Below are 15096 nucleotides of genomic sequence, written 5' to 3'. Positions count from 1 at the left end.
GCTCATAGGAGCGCGCTTGCCCGCGATTAGGGTGCGTCAGACACAAAGCGGCATCAGACAGATAATTATCGCGGGCAAGCGCGCTCCGACAGGTTTTGTGTACGTCAGTATTTACGGGCCTTGGCCAGCATCGTTTTTTGCCGCTCATAGGCTTCGGCCGTGCTGCCGTCGGTGGACACTTGCGCCACACCCACGCGCCACCACGACAGGTAACCGTGAATCATGGTCTTGGGCAGCACTTTGATGTCGATCAGGGTCGAGACCGCCTGCTTGCGCGCATCGATCAGCGCCGCTTCCAGCTCCTCGGCGGTTTTTACCTTGTAGGTCTTGCAGCCATAGGCGGCTGCACTCATGGCGAAGTCCACCGGCACGAAGTCGCCATCGAGCAGCCCGGTCTCGGGATTGCGGAAACGGAATTCGGTGCCGAAGCTGCCCATGCCATTGCCCATCTGCAGGTTGTTGATGCAACCGAATGCCATGTTGTCCAGCAGCACCACGTTTATCTTGCGCCGCTCCTGGATCGAGGTCGCCAACTCCGAGTGCAGCATCATGTATGAGCCATCGCCGACCAGCGCATAAACCTCACGTTCAGGCGCCGCCATCTTGGCCCCCAGCGCGGCGTTGACCTCGTAGCCCATGCACGAATAGCCGTACTCGACGTGATAACTGTCGACACTGGTACTGCGCCAGGCCCGCTGCAGATCACCCGGCAGGCTGCCCGCCGCCGCGACGATCACGGCGTCGCTGGGCAGTTGTTGATTCAGCAGGCCCAGCACGCGGCTTTGCGTCAGGCATGAACCGGTCATTTCGATGAAATCGCGCAGCACCTGCGAATCCAGATGCCCGGCCACTTCCGGTTCGAAATTCTCGGTCTGGTATTGCACCGCGTACAGGCGATCTACTTCAGCGTCCAGCGCGGCGCGTGCCTGCCGGGGCGCCTCGCCCCACTGCGTGCGGTAGTCGCCCAGCCCATCGGCCAACGCTTGCAACGCCAGTTGCGCGTCGGCCAGCACCTGCACGCCATCGAGTTTCTGCACATCGAAAGCGCCGACGTTGAGGTTGAGAAACTGCACCTCAGGGTTCTGAAACAGCGATTTGGAGCCGGTGGTGAAATCGCTGTATCGGGTGCCGACGCCGATGATCAGGTCCGCCTCGCGGGCCAGGGTGTTGGCCGCCAGCGAACCGGTTTCGCCGATGCCGCCCATGTTCAGTGGGTGAGCCGAGACGATGGCGCTTTTACCGGCCTGGGTTTCGCTGAAGGGAATATCGAAGCGCTCGGCGAACGCCTGCAACTGCGCCGCCGCGCCCGAATAGCGCACGCCACCGCCACAGATCAGCAGGGGTTTGCGCTTGGTTCTGAGCAGTTCCAGCGCGTCCTTCAGCATGGCTTGGGTAGGCGGACGGCGGTCGATGCGATGCACGCGTTTTTCCAGGAACGAATCAGGGTAATCGTACGCCTCGCCCTGCACGTCCTGGGGCAAAGCCAAAGTGACGGCACCGGTTTCGGCGGGGTCGGTGAGCACGCGCATGGCGTTCAGTGCGGCGCTCATCAATTGTTCGGGGCGATTGATGCGGTCCCAGTATTTGCTCACGGCCTTGAACGCATCGTTGGTGCTGATGCTCAGGTCATGGAACTGTTCGATCTGTTGCAGCACCGGATCAGGCTGTCGGCTGGCGTAAACATCGCCTGGCAACAGCAACAGCGGAATGCGGTTGGCCGACGCAGTGGCCGCAGCAGTAATCATGTTCGCCGCACCGGGGCCGACCGAAGACGTGCAGGCGTAGATCTTGCGCCGCAGGTGTTGCTTGGCGAAGCCCATCGCCGCGTGGCACATGCCTTGTTCGTTGCGGCCCTGATGCACGATCAACTCGCCGCTGTCCTGCTCCAGCGCCTGCCCTAAGCCCAGCACATTGCCGTGGCCGAAAATGGTAAACACCCCGGCGACGAATTTGCTCTGCGCGCCGTCGACTTCGACGTACTGGTTATCGAGAAACTTCACCAGGGCCTGGGCCATGGTCAATCGTGTCGTGGTCATGCTTGCACCTTGTTGTTATTGGAGGCGATGAGGCGTCGTGCACATCCTGTCGGCTTGCCGGGTTTTTTGCCTGTGGGAGTGAGCTTGCTCACCAATTGGCCAGTACATCCATATCAGATGCGCGGTCTGGAAAACCGCCTTCGTGAGCAAGTTCACTCACACAGTTGAATGCACCCCCGCAGGACCGGTGCAACTTCCTTATTTCGCCGTCGGCATGCTGAACTCCGCACCCTTGGCGATGCTGTCCGGCCAGCGCTGCATGACGCTTTTGTAGCGGCTGTAGAAGCGCAGGCTTTCTTCGCCGTAGGCGTGGTGATCGCCGAACAGCGAGCGTTTCCAGCCACCGAACGAATGCCAGGCCATGGGCACCGGAATCGGCACGTTGATGCCGACCATGCCGACCTTGATGGTGCGCGCAAACGCACGGGCGATACCGCCATCGCTGGTGAAGCACGACACGCCGTTGCCAAACTCATGAGCGTTGATCAGCTCTACGGCGGCGGCAAAATCCGCCACATGGACGATGCCCAGCACTGGCCCGAAAATCTCTTCTTTATAAATAGCCATGTCCGGCGTGACGTCATCGAACAGCGTAGCGCCGACAAAGAAGCCGTGTTCGGCCCCGGGCACCCTGAAGTTGCGTCCGTCGACAATCAGCTTCGCGCCTTCTTTGACGCCCTGATCGATATAGCCCTCGACCTTGGATTTGTGCACCGCCGTGACCAGAGGCCCCATGTCCGAATCGGCATTCATGCCATTACCGACCTTGAGCGAATCGATGCGCGGCAGCAGTTTGTCGATCAGTTTCTGGCCGACGTCACCGACCACCACGGCTACCGAAATCGCCATGCAGCGCTCGCCAGCCGAGCCGTAGGCCGCACCGATCAAGGCATCGGCGGCTTGATCCAGATCGGCATCGGGCATCACGATCATGTGATTTTTCGCCCCGCCCAGGGCCTGCACGCGTTTGCCGTGCGCCGTGCCCTGCTGGTAGATGTATTCGGCGATAGGGGTCGAGCCGACAAAGGAAATCGCCTCGATGTCCTTGTGCTGCAACAGCGCGTCCACCGCTACCTTGTCGCCCTGCACCACGTTGAACACGCCGTCCGGCAGCCCGGCCTGTTTCAACAGCCGCGCCATCAACAGGCTGGCGGAAGGGTCGCGCTCGGAGGGCTTGAGGATGAAGCAGTTGCCGGTCACCAGCGCCATGGGAATCATCCACAGCGGCACCATCACCGGGAAGTTGAACGGGGTGACACCCGCGCACACGCCCAGCGGCTGACGCAGGTTCCAGTTGTCGATGCCGCCGCCGATATTGTCGCTGAAGTCACTTTTCAACAGGCTCGGCGCACCACAGGCGAACTCGACGATCTCAATGCCACGTACTACTTCGCCCTTGGCGTCGGAGAACACCTTGCCATGCTCGCGGCAGATGATCTCGGCCAGTTCGTCGTGGTGCTGATCGAGCAGTTCCTTGAACTTGAACATCACCCGCGCGCGACGCAGCGACGATTGATCGGCCCACGCCGGGAACGCAGCCTGCGCCGCGGCTACCGCCTCATCGACGGTCTTCAGTTCGGCCAGCGCAACACGAGCCTGCACGGCGCCAGTGGCTGGGTTGAACACATCGCTGAAACGCTCGCTGGCGTCCTGCACCCGGCCGTTGATGTAGTGGCCGATAATCGAGGTGTTGCTCATTGCGGGACTCCTTGCGTGATTCCTGGAAAGCGAGGGGGTGAATTCACAAATCCATCAACCACTGATGCTGCGGATCGTTATGGAATTGCCAGGCGCGTTTCGGGCCGGCCATCACGTTCAGGTAATAGGATTCGTAGCCATAAGGCACGCTGACCGGGTGGTAGCCCTTGGGCACCGTCACCAGATCGTTGTTTTCCACGGCCATGGCCTGATCGATGCTGCGGTCATCGGTGTAGACCCGCTGAAAGACGAAGCCCTGAGGCGGGTTGATCTGGTGGTAATAGGTCTCTTCGAGAAAACTTTCATGGGGCAGATCATCCTTGTCGTGCTTGTGCGGCGGGTAGCTGGAGGAATGCCCAGAAGGCGTACGCACTTCCACCACCAGCAGCGAATGCGCAGGTTCGGAATCCGGCAGGATGTCGCAGACATAACGGGTGTTGGCCGCCTTGCCGCGCACGCTGCGTTTCATGGCGTCGGGTTTGATCAATCGCGCGGGCAGGTCTTTGGAGGCATCGCCGGGCGCTGCGCAGACAGCAATCTGCACCGCGCTCAGGGCTGTGATCTGGGCCTGGCTGTCGGGCGGCAGGTAGACCGCAAAGGGTGATTTGTCTTCGAACACCGATTGCCGATCGCCGATGTTTTCCCAGCTGAAGCTGCCCTGCCCCGGCGCCTCGCCGCTGACACTGACTCGACCGCTGAGCAGCACCAGGCACAGCTCCCTGTCGCCCGAGTTGACCGGCAGACGCTCGCCGACCGTCAACCGATGGGCCGAAAAACCAACGTATTCGAGCACGCCTTTGCCCAGCGCCACGACATCACGGCCTTCGGCTTTACTCTTGACCAGAAGATTCATGTCACAGGCTCCTTTGAGCAGGCTTTTGTAAACCAGTGTTCAGTTCCTGGGCAGCGGCCAGCAGATTGCGCAGCGTGTCATAGCCTTTTTGGGCGTAGACGTAGCTCGGCGCCACGGCCGGATCCTGTTCCGCTTCAACCACCAGCCAGCCTTCGTAGCGCGCCTGCAACAACACCTCCAGCAGTGCGGCGAAGTCGATATCGCCATCACCAGGCACGGTGAAGGTGCCGTTGACGATGCAGTCCGGGAAGCTCCACAGGTTGTTGCGCGCCAGTTGCACCACCGGTTTGCGCACGTCCTTGAAATGCACGTGGCAGACCCGGTCGATGTGTTTGCGCAGCACCTGCAACGGCTCGCCGCCGCCCATATAGCAATGCCCGGAGTCGAACAGCAGGCCGACCTCGCTGCCGGTCAGGGCCATCAATTTGTCGATGTCCTCGGGCGATTCGACGTAGGCGCCCATGTGGTGGTGATACGCCAGGCGCACGCCTTGGGACAGGGTGAAACGCGCCAGTTCCGTCAGCTTGTCAGCGTACTCCTGCCAGGGGGCGTCGCTGTGAAAGCGCGGACGCTCGATCAGACGAATACGCTGGCCCTGGATCGAGTCCGCCACCTCGCCATACACCAGCACCTTGGCGCCGTTGTGCTTGAGCAGTTCGACATGACCGGCGATGGCTTCGATTTCCTCGGCCACCGAGCGGCTGGCTAATCGACTGGAATACCAGCCCGACACCAGTGCCAGGTCATAGGGCCTCAACACATCGGCGACGCCCTTGGCGTCCTTGGGAAATTTACCGTTGAGTTCGAAACCTTCGTAGCCGATTTCCTTGCCTTCGCTCAGCGCCGTGCTCAGCGGGGTTTCGCCTCCGAGGGCGGGCAAATCATCGTTACTCCAGGAAATCGGGTTGATGCCAATTCGGATTGCGGAAGCGGGCATGGCTGCACCTTTATTGTTCTCTTCATTGTTTTTGTCGCTTTGAAAGTGTTCACGCGGCCCGTGGCGTCAGGCTCTGGCCTCACGCCACGACTCGATCAAAAAGCCAAAGGTGCCCTGCACCCGACTGATCAGCCCGGCGTCATCGATCTGCCCTTCCATCCAGGCGCGGCTCGGTTCGTGGAAAATCGTGCGGCCCACGGCAAAGCCCCGGCAAGTGGTGCTGTGACTGGCTTCGCGGAAACCGGCGGCGAGGGTTTCGGCTGGCGCGTTAAGCCCCAGCAGAACCACGCCACGGCAATACGGATCGCGTTCCTGAATCAGCGCGTCGAGCTTGTCCCAGACGTCGGCCGACTGCGTTTCGATCTTCCACCAGGCCGGGTAAATTCCGAGGTTGTACAGGCGCTTCAGTGCACGGTAAATCACGTCGGGATGAGCCGATGGATGATCTTTGGGCGCAATGATCTCCAACAGCAATTCATGGCCGCTGGCCTGGGAGGCCTGATACAGCCCCAGCAATTGCGCCTCCTGTTCCAGACGCAGCATTGGCTCATCGTCCGGGTGGTATTGCACCAGGCACTTGATGATTTGCTCTTTGGGCCAGGTCAGCAGATTGCTACCCACCGACCGGCCATGCTCGAACGCCAGTGGCCGCGAGCCCTGAACTTCGACCGGGCGAGCGATCCACCAGCCGCGACCAGTGGCAGCATTCAGCGAATCCTGACCGAAGCGCTGGTCGGCCAACAGACCGACATCGGCCTCGATCCCGCGTTTTTTCAGGTCAGCCTCGACCCGCTCCACCGCTTGAATGAAGAGCTGCTTGAGCTGAGCGATGCAGGCCAGGTCGCGCCCGGCCTTTTGCGCCAGTTCCACCAGTTGCCCGCGATGGTCGAAGGCGAAGATGAACAGTTGTTTCCATTGCTTGCGAGGCACGCTGACCTGATGCAGGCGTTGCAGCACCTGATCCTGATCGGGCCGGGTAATCGGCACCGGGCTGTTGAACAGGTATTCGAGTTCGACCAACGTCGGCATGGCCGGGGCGCAGGCGTGGCGCGATACCACCAAACCGCCGCAGGCGTTGGCCAGTTGGCAGCAGCGCTCGTCGCTTTCGTCGTCCAGCCAACCCTTGAGGAAGCCCGACATGAACGCATCGCCCGCACCCAGCACGTTGAGCACTTCAACCCGCACGCCGGGGTAGATTGCGCCGTCTTCAAGTCGTGAGGGAATAGCGCCGTGAATCACCGTACAGCCTTGCGGCCCGAGCTTGACCACCAGCGTCGCGGCGCTCAGTTCGCGGACCTTGCGCAAGGCGGTGAGCAGATCCGCCGATCCGCCGGCAATCAGAAATTCTTCTTCGGTGCCGACGATCAGGTCGAAACGCGGCAGGATACGTTGCACGTGCTGGCTGACGCTCTGGTTGGCGACGAACCGGGTTTCGCCGTCGGCCTTGCCGGTCAGGCCCCAGAGCACCGGGCGATAGTCGATGTCGAGCACGCGTCTGACGTTATGTTTTTCGGCGTAGTCCAGTGCCTGGCTGCTGGCCTTGAACACCTGATCGGTGGAGAAATGCGTGCCGGTGATCAGCAGTGCCTTGCTGGAAGCGATCTGAGCCTCATCGATGTCATCGGCGTGCAGGGCCATGTCGGCGCAGTTTTCGCGATAGAACACCAGCGGGAAGGTTTCGCGGTCCTTGATGCCCAGCAGGACCATACCGGTAAGGCGCTCGGCATCGACCTTGATCCCGCTGATATCGCAGCCTTCGCGGGCCAGGGACTCGACCAGAAAACGCCCCATGTGGTCATTGCCGACGCAGGTCAGCATCGCCGATTTCACGCCCAGCCGCGCAGTGCCAAACGCGATATTGGCGGAGGAGCCGCCCAGGTATTTGGCGAAACTGCTGACGTCTTCGAGACGCGAGCCGATCTGCTGCGCGTAAAGGTCGACGCCCAGGCGTCCGAGGCACACCACGTCCAGGGGACGCCCACTGGCAAAACGAGTCTGGCCCATGCTGGCTCCTTTTATTCTTATTAAGCCCTGGCCCGAGCACGGGTGCCCGATGCCTGTTTGTGGATGCAGACTAGAACGGTCGGAAGCAAGGAGCAATGATTTTTTCTAAATTTTTTTCATGTGGAATATTTTTTCCACTTTGCGCAAACGACGGCAGATCGTGCTAAACAGCAGGATATAAACGTGAAGCCCTGTAAACTCCGGGCCACAAGAAAAGCTCGAGGAATTCAATCGTATGTCCAGCACCGATCAGCCAACCTTGCCAGATACCGACGACAGTCCTGCGTCGCCGGTCAACGCGCCGGTCACCGCCGATGCCCTGCTCAAGCTGATCACCGCCGAATACGAAAGCCTGCCGCGCCAGCTCAAACGCATCGCCAGTTACATGAGCCAGCAGAGCGACCGGATCATGGTCGACCGCATCAGCGACATCGCCCGCGAATGCGAGGTGCACCCGTCGGCCATCGTGCGTTTCTCCCAGCGGTTCGGCTTCAGCGGCTTCAGCGAAATGCAGGCGCTGTTTCGCGAGGCCTACACCCACAAAGCCACGCCGGTGCAGAACTACCAGCAGCGCATCCGCAGCATGATCGCCAACAAGTCGCAGAAAGCCAGCGGCGGCGACCTGGCGAGGGAGTGCGTGAATGCCACCCTGTCGGGACTGGAGCGCCTGGCGCTGGAACTGGACGACGAAGCCTTCGAAAAAGCCGTGGACCTGGTGGTCAATGCCGACAACATCTACGTAGTCGGCGTACGTCGTTCGTTCGCCGTGGCCGATTATCTGGTCTACAACCTGCAGCACACCAACAAGCGTATTCATCTGATCTCGGGGCTGGGCGGCAGTTATCGCGAACAGATGCGCAGTGTGCGCGCCAATGACCTGGTGATCGCCATCAGCTTCACCCCGTATGGCAAGGAAACCCAGCACTGCCTGCGCATCGCCCAGCATCATCAGGCCAAGACGTTGATCATTACCGACAGCAACCTGTCGCCGCTGGCCAAACGTGCCAACTCGGTGTTGCTGGTCAACGAAGGGAGTTCGTTTGCGTTCCGTTCGCTGAGTGCCACGTTGTGTTTGTGTCAGGCGCTGTTTATCGCGGTGGCTTACCGGTTAGAGTTGAAGGTCGATGAGATGTCGGAGCAGGTGGGGTTTGAGGATTAGCCTGGCGGTGGAAGTGATTGAGCTTCGGCGGTGGTGCGTGAATATCCATTATTGGTGGGATCGTTTATATCGGTTCCGGTCTTACAGCGGGTCACTTTTCCAAGAGCCTAATCGCCGGACCACGCAAAAGTAACCAAAAGGCCCTGCTCCTGGTTTGGCGTGACCGCGTCGGGTTCCCTAAATCCGGCAACGCTCCTTGGGCCCACCGCGAAGGGCCATCCATGGCCCAGCGCGCCTCCTGCGTCCAGCCTGCACCCAAGTCGCGTTCGGCGGCGTCTGGACTTGCGCGCATTAAGAGCAACAGCACGAGCAGAAGCGGAAGCAGAACACGAGCAGGAACAGGATTTGACGGACGGCACTCTATCTGTGGGAGCTGCTGGAGCTGTGCGACGGCCGCGAATGCGGAATGTCAGACAACACACCAATAACTGATCCACCGCCTTCGCCGCCGTCGTAACCTGCGACGTCTCGCGCTGGGATCGAGTCAGCCTGCCGCATGTGCATTCGCTCTTGATCTTGCGGTTGCGATTCTAATAGCACGAGTACTAACGAGCGTCCCGGAGCCAGAGGATACACACCCATTCAACGCCAAACTAAAAATCCTGTACAAAAGCGACGAGATGTACAACTTTTCTGTAGCTTTTTGATATCACGTTTGTGATCATCACCGCACTGCAGAAGGAACTCGCAGCTGAGTATCGATTACATGCTCTTGAGGCCAAGGAAAAGGAACCCGCCTTCCCTTCCATCAGCCTGAGCCGCCATCATGTTTTTCGACTCGTCCAAAAACAAACTCATCCAAGACCTGCAACTGACCGTCGCTCACCAGGCCAGTCTGCTGGAAGCCATCAGCCGTTCCATGGCGAGCATCGAGTTCGACCTCAATGGCGTCGTCCTCAGCGCCAATGACAACTTCTTCAAGGCCATGCACTATCGCCCCGAACAAGTGATCGGCAAAGAACACCGCATCTTCTGTACCCCCGATTACGCCCGTAGCAACGAGTATTCACAGCTTTGGTCGCGCCTGCGCAGTGGCGAATTCGTTTCCGCGACCTTTCAGCGGGTGGCGGGCGACGGCGGGAGGGTGTGGCTGGAGGCGAGTTACAACCCGATCCGCGATCCAAGCGGCAAGGTGGTGAAGATCGTCAAATACGCGATGGACGTCACCGAAAAGCTGCGCGCCGAGAGCGAAACCCGCAACAAGCTGCAGGCAATCGACCGCGCCATGGCGGTGATCGAGTTCGATCTCGATGGCCGGATCATCGCCGTCAACAACAACCTCCTGCGTCTGCTGGGTTACAGCCGTCAGGAACTGCTGGGCAAGAATCACAAGCTGCTATGCCCGCCTGAGCTGGTCAATGGGAGCGAATACCAGGACTTCTGGCGGCGGCTAAACAAGGGCGAGTTTTTCAGCGGCCAGTTCGAGCGTTTGGGCAAGCAAGGCGATACTCTCTGGCTGGAGGCCACCTACAACCCGGTCTACGACGCCTGCGGCAAGTTGAGCAAGGTCGTGAAGTTCGCTTCGGACGTGACCGCGCGCATCGAGAAGCACGAACAGGATTCCCACAGCGCAGCGCAGGCTTATCACATCTCGGTGCAAACCCAGAAAGTCGCCGAACAAGGCACCGAGGTAATCCAGCAAGCCACCGGTGAAATGCGGCAGATTTCGCGCAACATCGAAGACTCGTCGCGGATCATCGGTCAGTTGGGCGAGCGCTCCGAGCAGATTACTACCATCGTCAACACCATCCGCAGCATCGCCGACCAGACCAACCTGCTGGCGCTCAACGCGGCCATCGAGGCGGCGCGGGCGGGGGATCAGGGTCGGGGCTTTGCCGTGGTCGCCGATGAAGTGCGGCAATTGGCTGGACGCACCAGCCGCTCGACCCAGGAAATTTCCGAGATGATCCAGCTGATCCAGAACGAAACGCGCCAGGCGATCGTCAGCATGGACAACACCCGCAGCAACGCGGCCAAAGGTGTAGACCTGGCGGATCAGGCGGGCTCGGCGATCGTGCAGATCAGCAAAGGCACCCATGAAGCGGTCGAAGCGGTGAGGATGTTTGCGGGGAGGGATTGAGCGCGCAGAATCAACACCGGCCCTATAGCAGTCCGGCCTGCCGGCAGTGACCTAGGCGAGATCGCCACTGCCGGCACGGGACGGCTACAAATTGCGCGCTTCGTTCTTGCTGCGCATCGCCTTCGCCCGCTTCTCCAGCACCAGATACACCACCACCGCCAGCAGCAGCGGAATCAGGAAATAGATCACCCGATAGCCGATCAGCGCCGCCAGCAACTGCCCTTTGCTGAACTGATGCTGCATGAGGGTGATGAACACGGTTTCCAGCACGCCCAGCCCCGCCGGAATATGCGCGATCACTCCGGCAATGCTGCTGATCAGCAAAATCCCCAGCACGGCCGGATAAAAAGCCTTCTCAGGCAGCAGCACATAAATCAGCAGCGCCATCAGCCCCCAGTTCAACGCGCCAAGCAATGCCTGGCGTAACGCCTGATTGAGCGACGGCAGTACCAGTTGCTGGTTGCGCACGGTCCAGGTGCGTTTGCGGGAAAAGCGGCATGCCAGAAAATAGCCAAAACACACCACCAGCAACACGACACCAATCAGCTGCAACGTGGTGTCGCCTATCTTCCAGCCATCGGGCAGGTCGATGAAACCGCCCGCGAACACGAACCCGGCCAGCAGCATGTAACCCAGCCAGTTGGTAATCAGGCTCAGGCTCAGAATCCGGGTAATGGTCGGCACATCCAGGCCCAGCCGCGAGTACAGCCGATAGCGCAGCGCGATGCCGCCGACCCATGAACTCAGGTTTAGGTTGAAGGCATAGCAGACAAAGGTCACCGGCACGATCTGCATCACCGACAACTTGTGCTCGGTGTACCGCCGCGCCAGGACGTCGAATCCGCAGTAGGTCAGATAGCTGCCGACCGCCACCACAAAGCCCAGGGCCAGCGTGCTGACTTTGTAGGACTCCAGCGCGTGTGTCACCTCGTCCCAGTCCAGGTTTTTCATCAGGGTGAACAGCAGCACCGGCACCGCGATGAAGAAAAACAGCGTGAAACCGCGCTTGGCCCAGGTCAGCCACGCGCCATGTTTGCCCGATGACGGAGCCTTGTCCTGACGCGCCGATGCTTGCGATGCCCCGCTCATAGCGACTTCTCCTGATCTGGCGACAACTCGCGCTTGATTACATCGGCTTCGGGAATGACGTCCGGGGCGCGCACCGGTTTCAGGCGTGGCCCATGCACCGGAAACAGCCCGGCAATCGCCGGAAAATGGCGCAGAAAGTGGAAACTGAAAAAGATCATCGGCGCCCGCCACCATTGACCTTTCGCCAGGCCCTTCAGGCTCGCCTGCTTGCTATGGGTGGCCGCCAGTTCCTGCAGATGCTCGTGCAACTGCTGATTGAGCGCGCGATCCCGAATGAACAAATTGGCTTCCAGATTCAGCGCCAGACTCAATGGGTCCAGGTTGCTGGAGCCGACGGTGGACCACTCCTGATCGATCAGCGCGACCTTGCCGTGCAAGGCCCGCTGTTTGTATTCGTGAATCACCACGCCTTCGCGCAGCAGCCAGGTGTAGGTCAGGCGCGAACACACGCGCACGAACGGCATGTCCGGCTGCCCCTGAAGAATCAACGTAACCTTCACCCCACGGCGCGCGGCGTTGCGCAATTCGCGTAAAAAGCGATAGCTGGGGAAAAAGTAGGCATTGGCGATGGTGATACGTTGGGTAGCGCTACGCATGGCCAACAGGTATTGCTCTTCGATGTCTGTGGTGTGTCGCCGGTTATCCCGCTCGGCCATCAGCATCCGCGCGCTACCGGCTTTGCGGGTCACCACTTTGAGCGGAGTGAAGCTTTGGCGCAGGGCCGGACCGAACATGTTCAACGTCGAGCGGTAGATATCCGCGACGATGGGGCCGCGCACCCGCACCGCATAGTCCTGCTTGGCGGTGATGCCGGTGTCGGACATGTGATCGACGCTGTAATTGATGCCGCCCATGAACGCCAGTTCGGCGTCGATGACCACGATCTTCCTGTGCAGCCGCCGAAAAAGATTGGTGCGCATGCCCATCAGTTTCGGCCTGGGGTCGAACAGCTGAATCTGCACGCCTGCCGTGATCATCGCCTGAACGAACGCGGTGCTCAGGTCGCTGGTGCCGTAATCATCGACCGTGATCACCACCCGCACGCCGCGACTCGCCGCCTCGATCACCGCCTGCTGCAAGCCTTCACCGACGCGGTCTTCGAAGATGATGAACGTCTCGATCAGCACCTCTTGCCGGGCCGCACGAATGCTCTCGAACACTTTGCTGAAGAAGTCTTCGCCATTGATCAGCAACTCCACCGAGTTGCCATCCTGCCAAATGCCACATTGGTCGCTGAACGCCTTCATAGGGTGACCTCCACCGCCAACGGCGCATGGTCGGAAAGGTGCGACCAGGGGCGGTTCGACAACACCTTGGGCGTGCGGATTCTGGCGTTGCGCACGTAAATTCGATCCAGACGTAGCAGCGGAAAACGCGCGGGAAAGCTTCTCGCTGGCGCACCGAACGACTCGACGAACACTTCGCGCAGGCCCGTCGGGGTCAATGCCGCATCGGCCTTTTGCCGCCAGTCATTGAAGTCGCCGGCGATGATCACCGGCGCTTGCGCAGGCAAGCGCGACACCAGCTCGGCCATCAGGGAAAGTTGCTGTTGGCGATGCGCTTCCTTGAGCCCCAGGTGCACACAGATCGCGTGGACCTCGCCGAACCGTGGCACCTGCAGCACGCAATGCAGCAGGCCGCGTTCTTCGGTGCCGAGGATGGAAATGTCGAGGTTTTCATGGCGAATGATCGGGTATTTGGACAGCAGCGCATTGCCGTGATGGCCGTGGGGATAGACCGCGTTGCGGCCGTAGGCGAAGTCTTTCCACATGCTGTCGGCAAGAAATTCGTACTGCGAGGTGGTGGGCCAGTTCTTGACGTTCTGCGCATGGCTTTGCTGCTCCCCGTGGACCTCCTGCAAAAACACCACATCCGCCGACACACTGCGCACCGCGTCACGCAGCTCGGGCAGGATGAAGCGCCGATTGAGGAAGCCGAAACCCATGTGCATGTTCATGGTTAGCACGTTGAGGCTGACGTCGGTCGAGACGGCCTGGCGGCGGCTGATGACGTCTTCGGGGGTCAGGGCACTGGTCAAAACGTCACTCCTTGCAGATCGCCCGGGGCTACTTCCAGCTGATCGGTCAGCCCGAAACGCGTCAGCAACTTGCGTGCGTCGTAAGGCGCGCGCACCTTGATGTCATTATCGAAATAGCAGTAAACGTCCCGTGACTTGCGCGCCCGCGGCGATTTGGCGCCGGTCAGGTGTGCATCCCTGGGCTGGCCGCCCTGACGCCACAGGTCGATCCGGTCGCCCCAATGCTCGATCGCCGCTGGCGTGTAGCCGCTGGCGTACAGCTCTTTGTCGCCGTGCAGGCGCAGATAGACGAAGTCACAGGTGAGGTCTTCCAGATACGGCCACTTGCCGGCCGTGTCGGCGGTCACCAACGCGACTTTGTATTTGCGCAGCAGGGCAATGAACTCGGGCACGGCGAAGCTCTCATGACGAATTTCCACGGCGTGGCGCAGACGTGCCTTGGCGGGAATGTCGAGATAGCCGGGCTTTTCCATACGCGCGGCACAGCCTTTGGCGCAGGCCTTGGCCGATTTGCCGTCATGGGGCAGCAGCTTGAGGAAAGCCTCGAATTTCTCGGGGTCGAATTTGAAGCTGGGCGGGAACTGCCAGAGGATCGGACCGAGCTTGTCACGCAATTGGAAGATGCCAGAGGCGAAGAAGTTGGCGATAGGCTCGTCAATGTCGTTCAGCCGCCGGACGTGGGTAATGTAACGCGGCGCCTTGACGCTGAACACGAAGCCCTTGGGCGTGTCGGCATACCAGCGGGCGTAGAGATCCGGCGACTGCAGAGAGTAGAACGAGCCATTGATTTCAATGCTGTTCACCGCTCTGGAGGCGAATTTGAGTTCGTTTTTCTGGGCTAGACCTTCCGGGTAGAAATCACCGCGCCACGGCACATAGCGCCAGCCCGATATGCCGATACGGATATCGCTCATGCAAGTGCTCTCTGTGCTCGCTGTCACGGCCGATGCCGTGACAGCTCTGAACAAGAGATATGAAGCTTGAGTGAGGGACAGGTTCCCTGGTTTTTATGGCACAGGTTCGGTTTGGGGGGTGATTGGGGGTGTATGGGGCGCTTGGATGGGGGCATATCCGTATTCCCGGGTGGCAGTGGTTAGGGCCCGTCCTGACGTCCGGACTGTTTCGCCTTCGGCGAGTCACCTGGAAACGCCGGAATGCCGGACCAACCCCCAGTAACCCCGCTGTAAGAGCGGAACCGTAAT

11 protein-coding genes and 1 pseudogene are annotated in these 15096 nt (G+C 60.3%); 3 read left to right on the top strand and 9 right to left on the bottom strand.

Annotated features, from left to right (window positions below):
- Positions 1 to 104 precede the first annotated feature (104 nt).
- From iolD to CE491_RS29675, 5 genes are all read right to left on the bottom strand, one after another.
- Complete coding sequence (gene iolD, locus CE491_RS29695) at positions 105 to 2036, bottom strand: 3D-(3,5/4)-trihydroxycyclohexane-1,2-dione acylhydrolase (decyclizing) (RefSeq protein WP_110951870.1); 1932 nt, start codon at positions 2034 to 2036, stop codon at positions 105 to 107.
- 198 nt (positions 2037 to 2234) lie between these two features.
- Positions 2235 to 3734, bottom strand: coding sequence for a CoA-acylating methylmalonate-semialdehyde dehydrogenase (locus CE491_RS29690; RefSeq protein ID WP_110951869.1), 1500 nt, complete (start codon positions 3732 to 3734; stop codon positions 2235 to 2237).
- Positions 3735 to 3777: 43 nt separating this feature from the next.
- Positions 3778 to 4587: a 5-deoxy-glucuronate isomerase gene (gene iolB / locus CE491_RS29685; protein ID WP_110951868.1), complete on the bottom strand. Its 810-nt coding sequence runs from the start codon at positions 4585 to 4587 to the stop codon at positions 3778 to 3780.
- A 1-nt stretch (position 4588) separates the two neighbouring features.
- Positions 4589 to 5524 carry a myo-inosose-2 dehydratase gene (iolE, locus tag CE491_RS29680; protein WP_110951867.1) on the bottom strand — a complete coding sequence of 312 codons (936 nt, stop codon included), beginning with the start codon at positions 5522 to 5524 and terminating at the stop codon, positions 4589 to 4591.
- Positions 5525 to 5590: 66 nt separating this feature from the next.
- Positions 5591 to 7528 (bottom strand): bifunctional 5-dehydro-2-deoxygluconokinase/5-dehydro-2-deoxyphosphogluconate aldolase, encoded by a 1938-nt coding sequence (locus CE491_RS29675; RefSeq protein WP_110951866.1) that lies wholly within the window; start codon positions 7526 to 7528, stop codon positions 5591 to 5593.
- 235 nt (positions 7529 to 7763) lie between these two features.
- On the opposite strand from CE491_RS29675, the gene CE491_RS29670 reads away from it, so the two are divergent.
- The 3 genes and pseudogenes from CE491_RS29670 (at position 7764) to CE491_RS31435 (ending at position 10767) form a co-directional block, all read left to right on the top strand.
- Entirely contained in the window at positions 7764 to 8687 is a 924-nt protein-coding gene (locus tag CE491_RS29670; protein ID WP_110951865.1) for a MurR/RpiR family transcriptional regulator, read from the top strand.
- A gap of 766 nt (positions 8688 to 9453) precedes the next feature.
- Positions 9454 to 10230: pseudogene (locus tag CE491_RS31440) on the top strand (PAS domain-containing protein); the annotation flags it as partial.
- Positions 10216 to 10767: a methyl-accepting chemotaxis protein gene (locus CE491_RS31435; RefSeq protein WP_407681384.1), complete on the top strand. Its 552-nt coding sequence runs from the start codon at positions 10216 to 10218 to the stop codon at positions 10765 to 10767. The pseudogene CE491_RS31440 and the gene CE491_RS31435, both read left to right, overlap by 15 nt.
- An 84-nt stretch (positions 10768 to 10851) precedes the next feature.
- Here CE491_RS31435 and CE491_RS29660 read toward each other — a convergent pair whose 3' ends face one another.
- From CE491_RS29660 to CE491_RS29645, 4 genes are read right to left on the bottom strand one after another with little or no spacing between them, the layout of a single operon-like run.
- On the bottom strand, positions 10852 to 11856 hold the full coding sequence (locus CE491_RS29660) for a lysylphosphatidylglycerol synthase domain-containing protein (protein ID WP_110951863.1): 1005 nt from the start codon (positions 11854 to 11856) through the stop codon (positions 10852 to 10854).
- Positions 11853 to 13103 carry a cardiolipin synthase ClsB gene (gene clsB / locus CE491_RS29655; protein WP_110951862.1) on the bottom strand — a complete coding sequence of 417 codons (1251 nt, stop codon included), beginning with the start codon at positions 13101 to 13103 and terminating at the stop codon, positions 11853 to 11855. Before clsB ends, CE491_RS29660 begins: the two co-directional genes overlap by 4 nt.
- The gene (locus CE491_RS29650) at positions 13100 to 13894 is read right to left on the bottom strand and encodes an endonuclease/exonuclease/phosphatase family protein (protein WP_407681381.1); all 795 of its coding nucleotides are present in this window, start codon (positions 13892 to 13894) and stop codon (positions 13100 to 13102) included. The genes clsB and CE491_RS29650 overlap by 4 nt, the downstream gene beginning before the upstream one ends.
- Complete coding sequence (locus CE491_RS29645; protein ID WP_110951861.1) at positions 13891 to 14808, bottom strand: DUF72 domain-containing protein; 918 nt, start codon at positions 14806 to 14808, stop codon at positions 13891 to 13893. Before CE491_RS29645 ends, CE491_RS29650 begins: the two co-directional genes overlap by 4 nt.
- Positions 14809 to 15096 lie beyond the last annotated feature (288 nt).

This window comes from Pseudomonas bohemica, assembly GCF_002934685.1.
GTDB classification, from domain to species: Bacteria; Pseudomonadota; Gammaproteobacteria; order Pseudomonadales; family Pseudomonadaceae; genus Aquipseudomonas; species Aquipseudomonas bohemica.
Note: the sequence above shows the minus strand (reverse complement) of the source record. Positions and strands in the feature narration are given on the sequence as shown.